18 protein-coding genes are annotated in these 15,032 nt (G+C 71.7%); 11 read left to right on the top strand and 7 right to left on the bottom strand.

Going from position 1 to position 15,032, the window contains the following annotated elements; genetic code table 11:
• Positions 1-169: 169 nt before the first annotated feature.
• Positions 170-613, bottom strand: coding sequence for a type II 3-dehydroquinate dehydratase (aroQ, locus tag EDF28_RS12935; RefSeq protein WP_111084329.1), 444 nt, complete (start codon positions 611-613; stop codon positions 170-172).
• Between the two features lie 143 nt (positions 614-756).
• On the opposite strand from aroQ, the gene EDF28_RS12940 reads away from it, so the two are divergent.
• Both EDF28_RS12940 and EDF28_RS12945 read left to right on the top strand, forming a co-directional pair.
• On the top strand, positions 757-2,427 hold the full coding sequence (locus tag EDF28_RS12940; protein ID WP_123292052.1) for a sodium:solute symporter family protein: 1,671 nt from the start codon (positions 757-759) through the stop codon (positions 2,425-2,427).
• 22 nt (positions 2,428-2,449) lie between these two features.
• Positions 2,450-2,785, top strand: a complete 336-nt coding sequence (locus tag EDF28_RS12945; RefSeq protein ID WP_111084327.1) for a hypothetical protein — start codon at positions 2,450-2,452, stop codon at positions 2,783-2,785.
• A gap of 224 nt (positions 2,786-3,009) precedes the next feature.
• Here the strand turns inward: EDF28_RS12945 and EDF28_RS12950 are convergent, their stop codons facing one another.
• Complete coding sequence (locus tag EDF28_RS12950; protein ID WP_123938583.1) at positions 3,010-3,540, bottom strand: DUF3800 domain-containing protein; 531 nt, start codon at positions 3,538-3,540, stop codon at positions 3,010-3,012.
• Positions 3,541-3,636: 96 nt separating this feature from the next.
• Between EDF28_RS12950 and EDF28_RS12955 the strand changes: the two genes are divergently transcribed.
• From EDF28_RS12955 to EDF28_RS12965, 3 genes are read left to right on the top strand one after another with little or no spacing between them, the layout of a single operon-like run.
• The gene (locus EDF28_RS12955) at positions 3,637-4,053 is read left to right on the top strand and encodes a VOC family protein (RefSeq protein WP_123938584.1); all 417 of its coding nucleotides are present in this window, start codon (positions 3,637-3,639) and stop codon (positions 4,051-4,053) included.
• A 49-nt stretch (positions 4,054-4,102) separates the two neighbouring features.
• The gene (locus EDF28_RS12960) at positions 4,103-4,729 is read left to right on the top strand and encodes a DNA-3-methyladenine glycosylase I (RefSeq protein WP_123938585.1); all 627 of its coding nucleotides are present in this window, start codon (positions 4,103-4,105) and stop codon (positions 4,727-4,729) included.
• A 50-nt stretch (positions 4,730-4,779) separates the two neighbouring features.
• Positions 4,780-5,604 carry a DJ-1/PfpI family protein gene (locus tag EDF28_RS12965; RefSeq protein WP_185094238.1) on the top strand — a complete coding sequence of 275 codons (825 nt, stop codon included), beginning with the start codon at positions 4,780-4,782 and terminating at the stop codon, positions 5,602-5,604.
• A gap of 112 nt (positions 5,605-5,716) precedes the next feature.
• On the opposite strand, the gene EDF28_RS12970 is transcribed toward EDF28_RS12965, so the two are convergent.
• Both EDF28_RS12970 and EDF28_RS12975 read right to left on the bottom strand, forming a co-directional pair.
• Positions 5,717-6,187 carry a GNAT family N-acetyltransferase gene (locus EDF28_RS12970; protein ID WP_123938586.1) on the bottom strand — a complete coding sequence of 157 codons (471 nt, stop codon included), beginning with the start codon at positions 6,185-6,187 and terminating at the stop codon, positions 5,717-5,719.
• Positions 6,184-6,984 carry a LysR family transcriptional regulator substrate-binding protein gene (locus EDF28_RS12975; RefSeq protein ID WP_185094239.1) on the bottom strand — a complete coding sequence of 267 codons (801 nt, stop codon included), beginning with the start codon at positions 6,982-6,984 and terminating at the stop codon, positions 6,184-6,186. The genes EDF28_RS12970 and EDF28_RS12975 overlap by 4 nt, the downstream gene beginning before the upstream one ends.
• 33 nt (positions 6,985-7,017) lie before the next feature.
• Here EDF28_RS12975 and EDF28_RS12980 point away from each other — a divergent pair, with 33 nt between their 5' ends.
• Positions 7,018-7,407 (top strand): DUF5997 family protein, encoded by a 390-nt coding sequence (locus tag EDF28_RS12980; protein ID WP_123292059.1) that lies wholly within the window; start codon positions 7,018-7,020, stop codon positions 7,405-7,407.
• 38 nt (positions 7,408-7,445) lie between these two features.
• Complete coding sequence (locus EDF28_RS12985; protein WP_123292060.1) at positions 7,446-7,952, top strand: hypothetical protein; 507 nt, start codon at positions 7,446-7,448, stop codon at positions 7,950-7,952.
• Positions 7,953-7,972: 20 nt separating this feature from the next.
• Here EDF28_RS12985 and EDF28_RS12990 read toward each other — a convergent pair whose 3' ends face one another.
• Together EDF28_RS12990 and EDF28_RS12995 are read right to left on the bottom strand one after the other, a co-directional pair.
• Entirely contained in the window at positions 7,973-8,413 is a 441-nt protein-coding gene (locus tag EDF28_RS12990) for a phage holin family protein (RefSeq protein WP_123938588.1), read from the bottom strand.
• A 197-nt stretch (positions 8,414-8,610) separates the two neighbouring features.
• On the bottom strand, positions 8,611-10,086 hold the full coding sequence (locus tag EDF28_RS12995) for an MFS transporter (protein WP_123938589.1): 1,476 nt from the start codon (positions 10,084-10,086) through the stop codon (positions 8,611-8,613).
• 112 nt (positions 10,087-10,198) lie between these two features.
• Between EDF28_RS12995 and EDF28_RS13000 the strand changes: the two genes are divergently transcribed.
• A complete protein-coding gene (locus EDF28_RS13000) occupies positions 10,199-10,765 on the top strand; it encodes a TetR/AcrR family transcriptional regulator (RefSeq protein ID WP_123338818.1) in 567 nt (188 codons plus the stop codon).
• A gap of 9 nt (positions 10,766-10,774) precedes the next feature.
• Complete coding sequence (locus tag EDF28_RS13005) at positions 10,775-11,302, top strand: Lrp/AsnC family transcriptional regulator (RefSeq protein ID WP_123292064.1); 528 nt, start codon at positions 10,775-10,777, stop codon at positions 11,300-11,302.
• A gap of 40 nt (positions 11,303-11,342) precedes the next feature.
• Here the strand turns inward: EDF28_RS13005 and EDF28_RS13010 are convergent, their stop codons facing one another.
• Entirely contained in the window at positions 11,343-11,774 is a 432-nt protein-coding gene (locus EDF28_RS13010) for a GNAT family N-acetyltransferase (RefSeq protein ID WP_123292065.1), read from the bottom strand.
• Between the two features lie 111 nt (positions 11,775-11,885).
• Between EDF28_RS13010 and EDF28_RS13015 the strand changes: the two genes are divergently transcribed.
• Positions 11,886-13,220 carry a hypothetical protein gene (locus EDF28_RS13015; protein ID WP_123938590.1) on the top strand — a complete coding sequence of 445 codons (1,335 nt, stop codon included), beginning with the start codon at positions 11,886-11,888 and terminating at the stop codon, positions 13,218-13,220.
• A gap of 88 nt (positions 13,221-13,308) precedes the next feature.
• Entirely contained in the window at positions 13,309-15,021 is a 1,713-nt protein-coding gene (locus EDF28_RS13020) for a hypothetical protein (RefSeq protein ID WP_185094240.1), read from the top strand.
• The last annotated feature ends 11 nt before the right edge of the window (positions 15,022-15,032 follow it).

Consider the following 15,032-nt stretch of genomic DNA (forward strand, 5'->3'; position numbering starts at 1 on the left):
TGTCGGGCGCGACGTGCGCGCGTGTCGGGCGCGACGTGCGCGACCGCCAGGTTCCACGACTTGCCGTCCGCGTGGCGCCGAGGTTCCACTCCGGGGCGGCAGCGGCGCCGAGGTTCCGAGATCTCGGAACCTCGGCGGGGCGAGAACCGCCCGTGCGGCGTGACGGGTGTCAGGCGATGAGGGACGCGACGTGTGCGACCGCCAGGCGGTAGCCGTCTGCGCCCGCACCGGCGATGACCGCCGTCGCGGCGGTGGCGACGTGGTCGACGTGCCGGAAGGGCTCGCGCTTCCACGTGTTCGACAGGTGCACCTCGACGACCGGGACGGACAGCGCCTCGACCGCGTCGTGCAGCGCGACCGAGGTGTGTGCGTAGGCCGCGGGGTTGATCACGACCGCGGCGAAGTCGTCGAGGGCCTCGTGCAGCCACTCGACCAGTTCGCCCTCGCGGTTCGTCTGCCGGAAGTCCGCGTCCAGCCCGTGCACGGCTGACTCGGTGTGCACGATCGCCTCGAGCTCGGCGAGCGTCACGGTGCCGTACTGCTCCGGGTCGCGCCGCCCGAGGATGTCGAGGTTCGGTCCGTTGAGGACGAGGATGCGCGCCTGGTCGGTCATGGGGCGAGCCTAGCGATCGCGGGCCACGGGGTACCGCCGGGCAGACACATGCCTCGGCTATGTGAACGGTCACAATTCGGTGTAACGTCTCCGTCCGGGTCGGCGGAGTTGTCGACTGCAACACACTGACGTGGAGATGTTGAATGGTTCTCGCTGCAGCGAACGAAGGGATCCGGCTCGACTTGGGCTGGGTCGACTACCTGATGGTCATCGTGTACTTCGCGGTCGTCATCGGGATCGGGTTCACCGCCCGCAAACAGGTCCGGACGAGCATGGACTTCTTCCTGTCCGGGCGCTCGATGCCGGCGTGGATCACGGGCCTGGCCTTCGTGTCCGCGAACCTCGGTGCGACCGAGATCCTCGGCATGGCCGCCAACGGTGCCCAGATCGGCATGGCGACCCTGCACTACTACCTGGTCGGCGCGGTGCCGGCCATGGTGTTCCTCGGGCTCGTGATGATGCCCTTCTACTACGGCTCCAAGGTCCGGTCGGTGCCGGAGTTCATGCTCCGCCGGTTCGGCAAGGCCCCGCACCTGGTGAACTCGATCGCGTTCGCGGTGTCGAACGTGCTCATCGCGGGCATCAACCTCTACGCCATGGCCATCGTCATCGAGGCGATGCTCGGCTGGCCGGAGTGGCTGGCCATCGTCGTGTCCGCCGGCTTCGTGCTCGTCTACATCACCCTCGGCGGGCTCTCCAGCGCGATCTACAACGAGGTCATGCAGTTCTTCGTGATCATCGCCGGGCTCATCCCGCTGACGATCGTCGGTCTGCACCGCGTCGGCGGCTGGGACGGACTGTCGTCTGCCATCGTGAAGACCCAGGGCGTGCAGCACCTGCAGGCGTGGGCCGGCACCGGCTTCGGTGATGTGACCAACCCGATCGGCGCCAACTGGCTCGCGATCGTGCTCGGCCTGGGCTTCGTCCTCGGCTTCGGCTACTGGACCACCAACTTCACCGAGGTGCAACGCGCGTTCTCGGCGAAGAACATGTCCGCAGCGCGCCGCACGCCGCTCATCGCCGCGATCCCGAAGCTGTTCATCCCGGCCATCGTCGTGATCCCCGGTCTCATCGCCGCGGCGGTCGTCGGCAACCAGTTCGCCGACGGCTCGCTCACCTACAACGACGCGATCCCGAAGCTCATCCAGATGTACCTGCCGACCGGTGTCCTCGGCGTCGCGGTGACCGGCCTGCTCGCGTCGTTCATGGCCGGCATGGCGGCCAACGTCTCGTCGTTCAACACCGTCTTCACGTACGACATCTGGCAGCGCTACATCAAGCCGAACATGCCGGACATCCACTACCTGAAGACCGGTCGCTGGGTCACCGTCGTCGGCGTCCTGGTGGGCATCGCGACCGCGTTCATCGCGGCCCAGGCGTCGAACATCATGACGTACATGCAGACGCTGTTCTCGTTCTTCAACGCGCCGCTGTTCGCCGTCTTCATCCTCGGCCTGCTCTGGAAGCGGATGACCACGCAGGGTGCGCTCTGGGGCTACGTGCTCGGCATCGTCACGCCGACGATCACCTGGATCGCGTACCTCGTGAACCCGGATCTGTTCGCCACCGCGACCGCCGAGACCCTGTACGGCGCGATCATCTCGTTCGTGACCGTCCTGATCGTCGGGTTCATCGTCTCGATGTTCACCACACCCAAGGACGAGAAGGAGCTCGGCGGTCTGGTCTACGGCATCGGCAAGATCGACCTGCACGGCGACTCCGTCGCGACCGACACCGCCTGGTACCGCTCGCCCGCACTGCTCGGCACCGTCGCACTGATCCTGTGCGTCGTCCTGTACCTGCCGTTCCTCTGATCCGCGAAGGAGATCACCGACCATGAGTGACACCACCACCCCCGGCGCGCTGACCGAGGAGCAGAAGGCCGCCCTCGTCCGCTCGACCCGTCGTCTCGACCTGCGCCGCATCCTCGGCGGCCTGTTCGTGCTCTACGGCGTCATCGTGACGATCGTCGGCATCGTCCACTGGGACACCGACCCCGAGAAGACCGGCGGCATCCACATCAACCTGTGGGTCGGACTGTCGATGCTCGTCGGCGGCCTGCTGTTCTTCCTCTGGGACCGCCTGAACCCGGTGCCGGCCGAGGACATCATCGGCCAGGCCGAGGCCGAGGCCGACCAGAAGGCCGCCGGCGAGGGTCGAGCGTCCGCCTGACCTCGGTCGCGCGCCACTGAGCCGACCCGGAACGACGAAGTCGCTGTCGCACGACAGCGGCTTCGTCGTTCCGGGTCGATGAACGCGGGCGGTTGACGCCCTCGCGGAGCGGCAGTAGTATTGATATGTCGATCGGGTGCTGCTCGGTCGAAAGTGATCCCCGGATGTCCTGCAGCCAGCGCGGGCCCGGGGATTTGCGTTTTCCCGACGGTGCCACAAGCGCGTCACGACACGATGAGGGCGCTCGACAGGTCGTGGGGTGCAGGCATCGCCGCGACATGGCCGCCGCACGCTACGTCGGCCAGCGCGAGGAGCGGTTCATCAGACGGAGAAGCGTGCTCGAACCGGAGCTCCTTGCCGATGCCCCGGTCTCGCAGAGCGTCGAACATCGCTCTGTCGTCGGCATCGCGAGCCGGCCCCCGAGTCTCGAGGATCACCTGGTGGACCTGTCGGAGTTCGAGCTCGTGCGCGAGTCGTTCGATGCAGCGCCGTCGTCGGCGTTCGGTACGTGCCACCGCGCCGTCGTAGCGCACGACCAGGACCGAGACGGCGTGTCGGAGGAGGTCGAGCCACGAGAGCCGCTGACCGGGGAGGGCTTCGTACCAGTGCAGCTTCCGCATCCGCCTCGGTGTCGCCGCCCGCACGTCCACACGTGCCGCTTCGCAGGCGGATGCCGTGATGACCACGGCCGCCATGACGTACGTCGTGTGGTCGCGTCCGCCGCCCGGCTCCGATTCGTCGACGTACGCCCGCATCGGCCCAGCATATTGCGTATCAGTCCGTACCGCGACGGAACGGTTGCGCATCGCCGCGCCACGGGCCAGGTTGAGCGTGACGAAAGGAACCTCCCCATGGACACGATGGTCTTCATCAACCTGCCCGTCACCGACCTCGACCGTTCGAAGGCGTTCTACGAAGCCCTCGGCTACTCGATCAACCCGATGTTCAGCGACGACACCGCTGCGTGCATCGTCATCAGCGACACGATCTACGTCATGGCGCTCACCCACGCGAAGTTCGCCGACTTCACCGACAAGACGATCGCCGACGCCGGCACCGTCGAGGTCATCAACTCGCTCACCGCCGGGTCGAAGGACGAGGTGCACCGCATCGTCGACGCCGCCGTCGCGGCCGGCGGGAGCGAGGACCGCGCGCCGATGGACCTCGGCTTCATGTTCCAGCGGAGCTTCACCGACCCGGACGGCCACCGGTGGGAGTACGTGTGGATGGACCCGCAGGCCGCCCAGGACGGCCCGCCGTCCGAGTGACCACACGGCCGGCAACGACGGTGTCGGCGGCGCACGCCAGGATGGTGCGATGAGCACCGAGCCCGCAGCCACCGAGCCCGCGCCCCACTCCGACCTGGTGATCGGCGACGACGGACTCGCCCGGCCGGTGTGGGCATCGACGGACGAGCTGCTCCGCGACTACTACGACACCGAGTGGGGCATGCCGGTGCGGGACGAGCGCGGCGTGTTCGAGCGGCTGTCACTCGAGGCGTTCCAGTCCGGCCTGTCGTGGCGCACGATCCTGGCGAAGCGTCCGGCGTTCCGTGCGGCGTTCGCGGACTTCGACCCCGACACCGTCGCGGGCTTCGGCGAGGACGACGTCGCTCGGCTGATGGCCGACGCCGGCATCGTCCGGAACCGGGCGAAGATCCTCGCGACCATCACGAACGCGAACGCGACGGTCGCCCTGCGGCAGGACGGCGGGTTGTCCGACTTCGTCTGGTCGTTCCGTCCGGCGACGACGCCCGAACCGGAGTCGTACGCCCAGGTCCCGACGACCTCCGACGAGTCCGTCGCACTGTCGAAGGCACTGCGGAAGCGCGGCTTCGCGTTCGTCGGTCCGACCACGATGCACGCCCTGATGGAGGCGCTCGGCATCGTCGACACGCACCTGCTCGGCAGCCACCGGCGCGGGACCTCGGGCGTCTGGAACTGACCAGGACGCCGACCCCACCGGCAGCGAGGGCACCGGGCTAGGGTCGCGGCATGAGCACCGACCAGCCGAACCCGCGCGTGCGTCCTGTCCACCCGGTCGACGCCGACGTCGTCGACGTGCCCGTCGACGTGCCGGCCCCCACGCCGGACACGGAGACGGACACAGCCGGGGACTCGGCGACGGAGCCGGGCCACGACCCCGCCGAGGTCCGGATCGCCTTCCTGCTCTTCCCGGACCTGACGCAGCTCGACTTCACCGGCCCGGCGCAGGTGCTCTCGCGTGTGCCCGGCGCACGCGTCGAGTACGTGGCGGCGACGCTCGACCCGGTGCCGACCGACTGCGGGTTCGCGCTGGTCCCGACGATGACCATCGCCGACGCGGGTCCGGCGGACGTCCTCGTGGTCCCCGGCGGTGACGGTGCCTTCGACGCGATGCTCGACCCCGAGGTCATCGGGTTCGTCCGGCGCGAGGCCGAACGCGCCACCTGGGTGACCTCGGTCTGCACGGGCGCGTTCGTCCTCGGTGCCGCGGGACTCCTCGCCGGCAAGCGTGCGACGACCCACTGGGCGTCGAAGCCGATGCTCGAGGCGTTCGGGGCGCAACCGGTCGACGAGCGGATCGTCGACGACGGTGCCGTCGTCACGGCGGCCGGCGTCAGTGCGGGCATCGACATGGCGCTGTGGCTGGCGGCCGAGCTCGCGGGGCGGGCATCGGCCGAGACGATCCAGTTGCAGATCGAGTACTACCCGCAGCCGCCGTTCGACGCGGGCTCCGCGGAGCGCGCCGACGCCGTCGTGGTCGCCCGCGCACGGGCTGCGGCCGAGGCAGCTCGCGGGGACCGGGTCACCCGCGCAGCGGCCGCCGTCCTGCCGTGACGACACAGCTGCCCTGACGACACAGCGCCGCGACGACACAGCGCCGCGACGACGCACCTGCCCTGAAGACGCACCTGCCGCGACGAAGCGGCAGAACCCAGCGGCAGGGCCCTCAGACCAGCGGCTTCTGCATCTGCGTCGCCGTGACCTCGTACCCGAGCGAGGCGTACAAGTCCTGCGCGCCGGTGTTGTAGCCGAACACGTTGAGCCCGATGCTCGTCGCGCCGTGCTCCGCTGCGGCCTGGTGGCCGAGCTCGAGCGCACGTCGGGCGTGCCCGCGACGACGGTGCGGTTCGTCGATCTCGACGTCGAACACCCACCAGTCGGTCCCGCCCGGAGCGAACGGGCCGATCCAGAGGTACCCGACCGTGGTGTCGTTCTGGTCGAGGACGTCCCACACCAGGTGTCCGTCGGCCGGGGACCCGCCCGGGAACCACTGGTCGAGCGACTTCTGCTTGTTCGCCTCGGCCTGTTCGCGGGTCTCACCCGCCTGCATCCGCGACGCCACGTACTCGGCCATGGTCCGGTCGAGCCAGGCCGGGAGGCGCGTGGCCGGCATCTCCTGCAGGCGCGTGTCCGTCATCGGTTGCCCTTCGAACCCCGGCTCGGCTTGCCGCGCATCTTCCCGCGGCCGGGGGTGGGGCCCTTGCCGGTGTTGGACTTCTTGCCGCTGCCGGACTTGCCGCTGCCGGGCGACTTGGCCTTCGCCTTGCCGCCGGCGCCGGCGCCGGCGCCGGCGCCGCCCTTGCCCGATCCGCCCTTGCCCGATCCGCCGCCGGCCTTCGAGCCAGCTTGCGTCGCACGCAGGGCCTCTTCGACGTCGCGATCGGTGCCGGTCGGCTGGTTCCGCGAACTGTTGGCGGTGCGTCCGCGCACCACGCCGATGAACTCCTCGGTGGTCTCGGTGGCGTCCTCGTCACGCCAGACCAGCGCGATCTGCGTGCCGGGGGCGCCGAAGAGCGGGCGCGCGACGAGGTCCTTGCGGCTCGCCGCGCGGAAGAGCGACTGGGGGAGCACGACCACGCCGACGTTCGCCTCGACCAGGTCGAGCGCGGCGGCGATGTCGGCCGGCACCGGACCGGCGTCGACGACGTGCACCTCGGCGTCGGCGAGGTCCACCTCGGCCAGGTCGGCGAGGGGGGAGTCCTTCGGCATCGCGACCACGGCGGTCTCGGTCCAGAGCGGGATGGCGTTGTGCTGGTCGGAGACGGGCATGCGTGCGAAGACCATGTCGACCTCGCCGGCGAGCGTGTCGTCGACGTCGTCGGACCCGATCGGCCGCAGTCGCAGCTCGATCGAGGGGTGTCGATCCCGCCAGACACGGGCCCACTTGGCCGGGGAGACCCCGGGCACGAATGCGATGGTGAGTGCCGCGGTCATGCAGACGAGCATAGGGGCCGTACTCTAGGGGGCATGGCGCAGGAACAGACCATGAAGCCCGAAACGGCTGCGAAGAAGCTCGGCATCTTGCTGGCGGCCGCTCCGGAGTCCTTCCAGGGCGCTCCCGTCACACGGACCGCCTTCGACGAGCTCCGGACCGAACCCCCGACGTGGCTCGAGGACCTCCGACGCGACGGCCCGCACCCGCGACCCGTCGTGGCGCAGAAGCTCGGCATCTCGATCTCGGGGCTTACCCGTGCGGGGATCGACGACGCGCTCACCACGGCGGAGATCAAGACGCTGCTCGAGCAGAAGCCCGAGTGGCTCGTCCGTGAGCGCGAGACGCAGGCCGCCGTGCACGTCGAGAACGCCCGTGTGAAGCAGGAGCGCGCCGCCAAGGCCGCTGCCCGCGCCGAGGACTGACCCGCCCGGCACCGCGCCGCCGCAGCTGAGGACCCGCCGTGCACGAGACCGTCGCCGACGCCATGCTCGTCGTGCCGCAGTTCGCGTCGGTGTGCTGCATCGTCGGTGACCGCTACCGACCGCGCCCCGGCGTGATCGTGCCGGCTGCGGTGATGCTCGTCGCGATGCTCATGCCCGTGGTGCACGCGGGTGCGGTGTGGACGCTCTTCGCGGCGACGCTCCTGCTGTTGCTCGCACCGCTGCCGGTGATGCGCCGACGCCGTGCCGACGGCCGCCGCGCCGAGCCGATGGACGTGCACCGCGCGCTGTCGGCGGTCGTGATGGCCGGCATGCTCCTGATGGGCCACGCGACCGGCGTCGCCGACGGGCACGCGGGACACGGCATCGCGTTGTCCGCGGTGCTCGGTGCCGGCGTGATCGGCTACTGCGCGTTCAGCGGGTGGCTCCTGCGGTACGAGTGGGCGCAGGAGGACCGCCGGGCCGTGCGCAGCGGCGAGGTCTTCGCGATGACGGTCGCCGTCGTCGGCATGACCCTCGCGATGTAGCGCTCGAGCGCTGTCGGGGCTCAGTCGGTCGTGGGCGACGCGTCGCCCGTGTGCGTGACACGGTCCTTCGCTGCGCGGAGGGTGTCCTTCGGCACCGGCGGCACGCCCCGTCGGATGCCTCGGAGTCCGACGACGAACAGGACGGCGGTGACGACGGCGAACACCACGAACGTGATCCCCGTCGCGGCCCAGATCGGCAGTGCCAGGGCCAGGAGCGCCACCACGAGGCCGGCCAGCAGCACGAGTGTGGTCAGTGCGAAGGCCACTGCGGCGCCGGTGAGCACCAGCCCGGTCTTCGCGCCGTTCGCCCGTTCGCTGATCTCCCGCCGAGCCGAGGCCACCTCGTCACGGACGGCGCGCAGCACGGGTTCCAGCGCCTTCTGCACCAGGCCGGCGGTGACGGTGTCGCGGAAGGACGGCTTGCTGCTCGTCGTGGTGTCGTCGTGGTCCGTGGTGCTCATGGGTCTCCTGTCCGGGGCGCGGTGATCGCGTCCACCTGCTGTGACGCGTCCGGTCCGATGATCGTCACGTCGGCGGCGGCGTGCTCGGTCGCTTCCCAGCTTGCGGAGCCGCCGGTGGCGGTGGGCGCGACCGCCGGGAGGCCCGCCCCGCGTCGACGACGCAGGACGGGCCTCCCGGGGTGGTCGGGCCGAGAGCCCTACTCGGCGATCTCCTCGAGGTCGTCGATGCCACGGGCCGCCGCCGCTGCGCGGCGCGCGCGCATCGACGGGGCCGCGAGCGCGGCGAGCACGGCGAGGACCGCCACGCCGGTGCACGCCCAGAACCCGATGGTGAAGGCGTCGTCCGTCGGCAGACCCTGCGGGGTGCTGTGCGAGGTGATGAGCGCCGCGATGACCGCGGTGCCGACGCTCGAGCCGATCGTACGGACGACGGTGTTGGCGCTGATGGCCTCGCCGGTCTGGTTCGCGGGGACGCTCTCGATGATGGCGTTCGAGCACGCGGCGAGGGCCAGGCCGATGCCGATGCCGGTCAGGACGCCGGAGACGACGACCTGCCAGAGCTCACCGTGCGCGATCGCGGGCAGCAGGAACGCCGCGACGATGGCGATCCCGCCGAGCAGCATGGGCGGCTTCGGACCGACCTTGCGGACGAGGATGCCGGCGATCGGCCCGGCGACGATCATCATCAGGACGGTCGGCAGCAGGAAGAGACCGGCCTGGGTGACGTCCTTGCCGAAGCCGTAGCCGAGCGCGCTCGGCAGCTGCAGCAGGGTCGGCACGAGCACGAAGGTGCCGAACATCGCGAAGCCGAAGACGAGCGCGACGACGTGGGCCGTCCAGACGCCGCGGACGGCGAACAGGCGGACGTCGATGAGCGGTTCGGCGACGCGGAGCTCGACCAGGACGAACGCGACCAGTGCCACGGCGCCGAGGACCAGCAGGCCGATGGTCTTGCCGTCACCCCAGCCCCAGGTCTCGCCCTCGCTGACGGCCAGCAGGATCGACACGAGCGAGACGGCGAGGACGAACGTGCCGACCATGTCGAGGCGGCCGGGCTTGCGGACCGGCGACTCCGGCATGCCGAAGATCGCGCCGAGCAGGGCGATGACGACGAGCACGGCGGGCAGCCAGAACAGCCAGTGCCACGACAGGTGCTCGACGATCGGTCCGGCGGCGACGATGCCGACGCCGGCGCCGATGCCGAAGATCGCGGAGAGCAGACCGATCGTGACGCTGACCTTCTCCTTCGGCAGCTCGTCGCGGACGATGCCGATCGACAGTGGCATCACAGCACCGGCGGCGCCCTGCAGTGCACGGCCGACGATGAGGACGCCGAGGTTCGGTGCCAGCGCGGCGAGCACGGCACCGACGAGCAGGATCGACAGCACGACGATCAGGACCTTGCGCTTGCCGATCATGTCGCCGAGACGCCCGAGGATCGGCGTGAGCACCGACGCGGAGAGCAGGTAGGCGGTGAGCACCCAGCTCGTCGCGCTCGTCGAGGCGCCGAGGTCCCGTCCGATGGTCGACAGCGCCGGGGCGACGAGTGACTGCAGGACCGCGAACGACAGACCGCCGAGGGACAGGTAGACGATGATCGCCGTGCTGTTCGGCCGGTGTCCGGCGGTGGTGGGGTGCGAGCCCGTGCGGGGGCTCTGCATGGTGTCGGTCATCGTGCTCCGTGTCTCGGGTGATGTAAACAATTGCTGACTTGACGAGGGTACGCAGTTCTCACGCGATGTCAACACTTGCTTACATCCCGGGTCGGGCCGGTACGCTTCGACCATGAGCAAGGACGCCGCCGCCACCCGACTGCTGCTCGTGCGGGCGGCGCGGCACCGGTTCGCGTTCGACGGGTACAAGGCGACGACGGTGCGCGACATCGCCGCCGACGCCGGGGTCAACGTCGCGCTGATCAACCGCTACTTCGGTTCGAAGGAGGGGCTGTTCCGTGCCTGCCTCGACCGGGTGGTGCAGGACCTCGGGGTCGAGCAGCCCGTCGAGCGCGGCCTCGAGCGCGCGCTGGCCGGCCTGGTGTCACACGTGGTCCGCGCGCCGACGGACGACGACTCCCTCCAGCTCATGCTGCTGCTCCGGTCCTCCGGCGACGACGGTGCCGACGCCATCCGCCGCGAGACCCTCCGCCGGTACGCGGAACGGCTCGCCACGGCCGTCGGCGGCGAGGTCACCGAGGAACTGCTCGTCCGGGCCGAGATCGCGCTGTCGGTGGTGCTCGGGATGACGATGCTCCGGCGGTCCACCGCGGTGGAGCCGCTCGCGTCGGCCGACGACGACGTCGTGGCCGGGGCACTCGACGACGCGCTCCGCGCCCTGCTCGCACCGTCGCGGTAGCGTCGAGCCGTGTCCGACCGACCAGCCCGCCGTCCCGACCCCGCCCCGCGCCTCGACGAGGTCGACGAGCGCATCCTCTGGACGCTGGCCGGCGACGCCCGGATCCCGAACAACCGGCTCGCCGCCGCGGTGGGCATCGCGCCGTCGACGTGCCTGACCCGGGTCCGGGCCCTCGAGGACGCCGGGGTGATCCGCGGCTACCGGGCCGAGGTCGACATCGCGCGCCTCGGCTTCTCGATCGAGGCGATGGTCTCCGTCCGGGTCCACGCCGCGGCCCGCCACGAACTCCGGGACTTCGCGAAGCGACTGCTCCGGGTGCCCGTCGTGCAGGACGTCTCGTTCCTGGCCGGCGACAAGGACTTCCTCGTGCACATCGCGTGCGAGTCGACCGAGCAGCTGCGGGACTTCGTCGCCGACGAGCTCAGCGGCGACCCGTCGGTGGCGACGACCCAGACGAACATCGTGTTCGAGCGGCTCGTCGCCGACCGGTCCACGCAGGGTCGCTCGTTCGACGAGCTCCGCCGCTGGCGCGCCTGACGCGCGCCCTCAGTCAGACGCGCCTGACGAGCCGGTCCGGTCAGCGCTGCCGGGTCATCGGGACGTGCGGGATCCGGTCCTCGAGGTACTCGTCTCCGGAGCGCACGAACCCGAAGCGGGCGTACCACTGCTCGAGGTGCGACTGGGCACCGAGGGCGATGCTCGCGGAGCGGGACTCGGCGATCGCGGCCTCGATCAGCCGCCCGGACAGGCCCTGACCGCGGGCGTGCGCCGCCGTGACGACCCGGCCGATGCGCTCGGTGCCGTCGGGTTCGCGCAGGAGCCGGAGCGTGGCGTCCACCGAGCCCTGGCCCGCCCAGAACTGCACGGTGCCGGGCTCGAGGTCACGCCCGTCGATGTCGCCGTACGCGGCCCCCTGCTCGACGACGAAGACGTCCTGTCGCAGGCGGAGGATCTCGTGCAGCGTGACGATGTCCAGGTTGCGGGTCGGGGCGGAGAAGATCGAGACCACGGACGGCCTTTCCTGAGAATTTCTTCCAGAACGGGGCGCGTTCCGGAACGGACCGGCGTACATTGCCGGTCAACCACTCTACGTGCGCAGCCGAGTTCAGGAGGTGAGCGCATGGACACGACGTCGCGCGCACCCTGGCTCGCGGTGCTCCGGATCGCCCTGCTGGGCGTCGGGACCCTCGCTGCCCTCGTGCTGCTGTCCCTGGCGTTCGGGGCCCGTCCGGCCTCGGCTGCCGAGGCCGCGTCCACTCCGCCCGCCCAGACGCAGCAGCGCGGGCACGTCAGCGGTGTGGTCGACGGGCTCGGCGAGACCGTGCACGACGTGTCCGGCGGTGTCGGACAGGTCGTCGGCGGCGTCGTGGACCCCGTCCGCGCGGTGGTTGCGCCAGCTCCGAAGCAGGCACCAGCACCGGCTCCGGCTCCGGCACCGGCAGCGGCACCCCCGACGCCGGCCCCGGCGCCCGCGGCACCCCCGGCAGCGCCCGCGCCTGCGCCAGCTCCCGTCGCCCCCGCCCCAGCAGCTCCGGCTCCCGCAGCTCCGACCCCCGCCGCTCCGGCGACCGCGCCCGCGGTGCCGGCCACGACCGCCCCTGCGGCCGAGCCGGCCACGCACCCGGTGCAGGGCGTCGTCGAGCACGTGGGCACCGCCTCCCGGCCCGTCACCGACACCGTCGCGACGGCGCTGCGCCCCGTCACCGGGACCGTGCAGACGGTCACCGACGCGCGACCCGTGACCACGGTCGTCGACACGCTCGACCACGTGGTCGGCAGCGTCCCGGTGGTCGGCCCCGTCGTCGGTGACGACACCCTCGGCACGGTCACCGCTCCGGTCACCGGCCTGGTCGACGACACCCTCGGCGGTGTCGGCACGATCGTCGGACAGGTCCCCGACGTCGTCGCGGGCGTGGTCCCGTCGGTCGGTGGCGTCCTGCCAGGAGGCACGGATCCCGTCATCGACGTCCCCGCACCTCCGGTCGTCGTCGGCACCACCCCGTCCGGCGTGCCCGGCTCAGCTGTCCCGTCCGCGCGACCGCCGCTGGCGGCCGCCCCGGCGAGGACCCCGTCCGTGCCCACGGTCGCGTCGACCGACGATCATGCCGCTCTCGGAACGAGCGTCGAGCGCCGTCCCGGTGTGGCCGTCCCGTCCACCTTCGTGACCGGACCGCTCGTCGGCCCCGTCGCTGGTGCCGTGCAGGACGCGACGCTGGGCGGCACCGCCCTGCTCGTCCCCGAGCCGGGCGACGGCCACGGTGCGCCGTCCGACGGCCAGGGCGGCGCGGGCGTCCTCGGTGGCAGTGCCACCTCGACTCCCGGCGGCGTCGCAGCCGTCGGCATCGTCGGCTCGACCGACGACATCGTCTCCCTCGCCGCGGGGTCTCGCGGCACGCTCTCCGACGACGCGGTCCCCGCATCGGTCGTCGGCGAGCACGACGTCGCCCCTGACTGAGATCGGTGCGCCTGTCCGGCACGGCAGGCACGCACACACACCGACCGCGACCGCGGTCGGCCAACGATCTCGATCAGGGAGTACGACCATGAACAAGTACGTCTCGAGAGGGCTCTGGTTCGCCCTCTTCGTCGGCGGCCTCACGCTCGGAGGGGCGGCAGCGGCGAACGCTGCCACGACCTCCGGAGCGGACGGCGCCGTGTCCGGAACCCAGGTGGTTCCGTCGGTGGACGCTCCGGTGTCCCTCACCGGCAACGCCCTCGGGGTGCTCGGCGACGCAGTGTCGTCGGTGACCTCGCCCGCCGCGGCTCCTGCGGCTCCTGCAGCCCCAGCCGCCGCGCCTGCGCCGATGACCTCGGGCGCCGACGGCATGGCCTCCGGCACCCAGGTGGCGCCGGCGGTGACCGCCCCGGTCTCCGTCGGTGGCAACGCCGTCGCCGTCGGGGGCGACGCGGTGTCGACCCCTGCGCCTGCTCCGGCTGCTCCGGTTCCGGCTGCCGCCGCTGCTCCGACCACCTCCGGTTCGGACGGCACCGGCTCGGGGACCCAGGTCGCCGGCGACGTGACCGTCCCCGTCACGGTCGGTGGCAACGCGGTCGCCGTCGGCGGTGACGCAGTGTCGACCACGACGCCGCCCACACCGGCAGCATCCACCCCGGCAGCACCGGCCGAGCCCGCTGCTCCGGCACCGGTCACCTCGGGTGAGGACGGCACGGCCTCGGGGACGCAGGTCGCCCCGGTCGTGTCGATCCCGGTGACGGTGTCCGGCAACGGCATCGGGGTGCTCGGGGACGGCACCGCTGCGGGGTCCGGCCCGGCGGCGACGCCGGCACCGGCCGCTCCGGCCACGACCACGCCGAGCACGTCCGGCGACGACGGGCTGCTCTCCGGCACGCAGGTCGGCGGACTGGTCGACGTCCCGGTCACGATCGGCGGCAACGGCATCGGGCTACTCGGTGACGGCACCTCGGCGGGCACGACGCCCGCCGCGGGCACCGGCACGGCTGCCGGTCCGGCTCCGGCTGCCGGTGGCACGACGGACGGGGCGGACGGCACCGCCTCGGGCACCCAGGTGGCCCCGGTGGTCGCGGTCCCGATCACCATCGGCGGGAACGGCATCGGCGTGGTCGGCGACGGCACCAGCACCGGCGGGGCGACCCCGGCGGGCACCACCCCGAGCAGCACGACCGCGTCGGCCGGGGGTGCGACCTCCGGTGACGGCGGCCTGCTCTCCGGCACGCAGGTGGTCCCGGTGATCAGCCTGCCGATCACCATCGGTGGGAACGGCATCGGCGTCGTCGGTGACGGCACCGCCACCACCCCGGGCACAGGCACGACGCCCGGCGACGGTACGGACCAGGGCACCGACCCCGGTACCGACCCCGGTACAGACCCGGGCACGACCCCGGGCGACGGCACGGACCCCGGTACGGACCCGGGCACCGACCCCGGTACGGACCCGGGCACGACCCCCGGTGACGGGACGGACGCCGGCGACGGCACCGTGCCCGGAACCGTGACCACCCCGGCCGGTGCCACCGGCGCGGACGGGCCGACCCGGGCCTCCACGGAGGGTGTGGTGACCACCACGGCCGCCGCGACCAGCGGGATCTCGGCCGTCACTCGGACGGTGGCCGACACGGTGAGTGCCGCCGGTGACGGCGCGACCGCGCTCGCCTACACGGGAGCGACCTCGCCGGTCGTCCCCGTCGGGTTCGCGCTCCTGCTGCTGCTCGCCGGGGCGGGCACGCTCGTGCTCCGTCGCCGGCACTCGGCGGTCGACACCGACGGGACGCGCTGACAGCAGGTGAC

Origin of the sequence: Curtobacterium sp. PhB137, assembly GCF_003814955.1 — a bacterium.
Lineage (GTDB): Bacteria > Actinomycetota > Actinomycetes > Actinomycetales > Microbacteriaceae > Curtobacterium.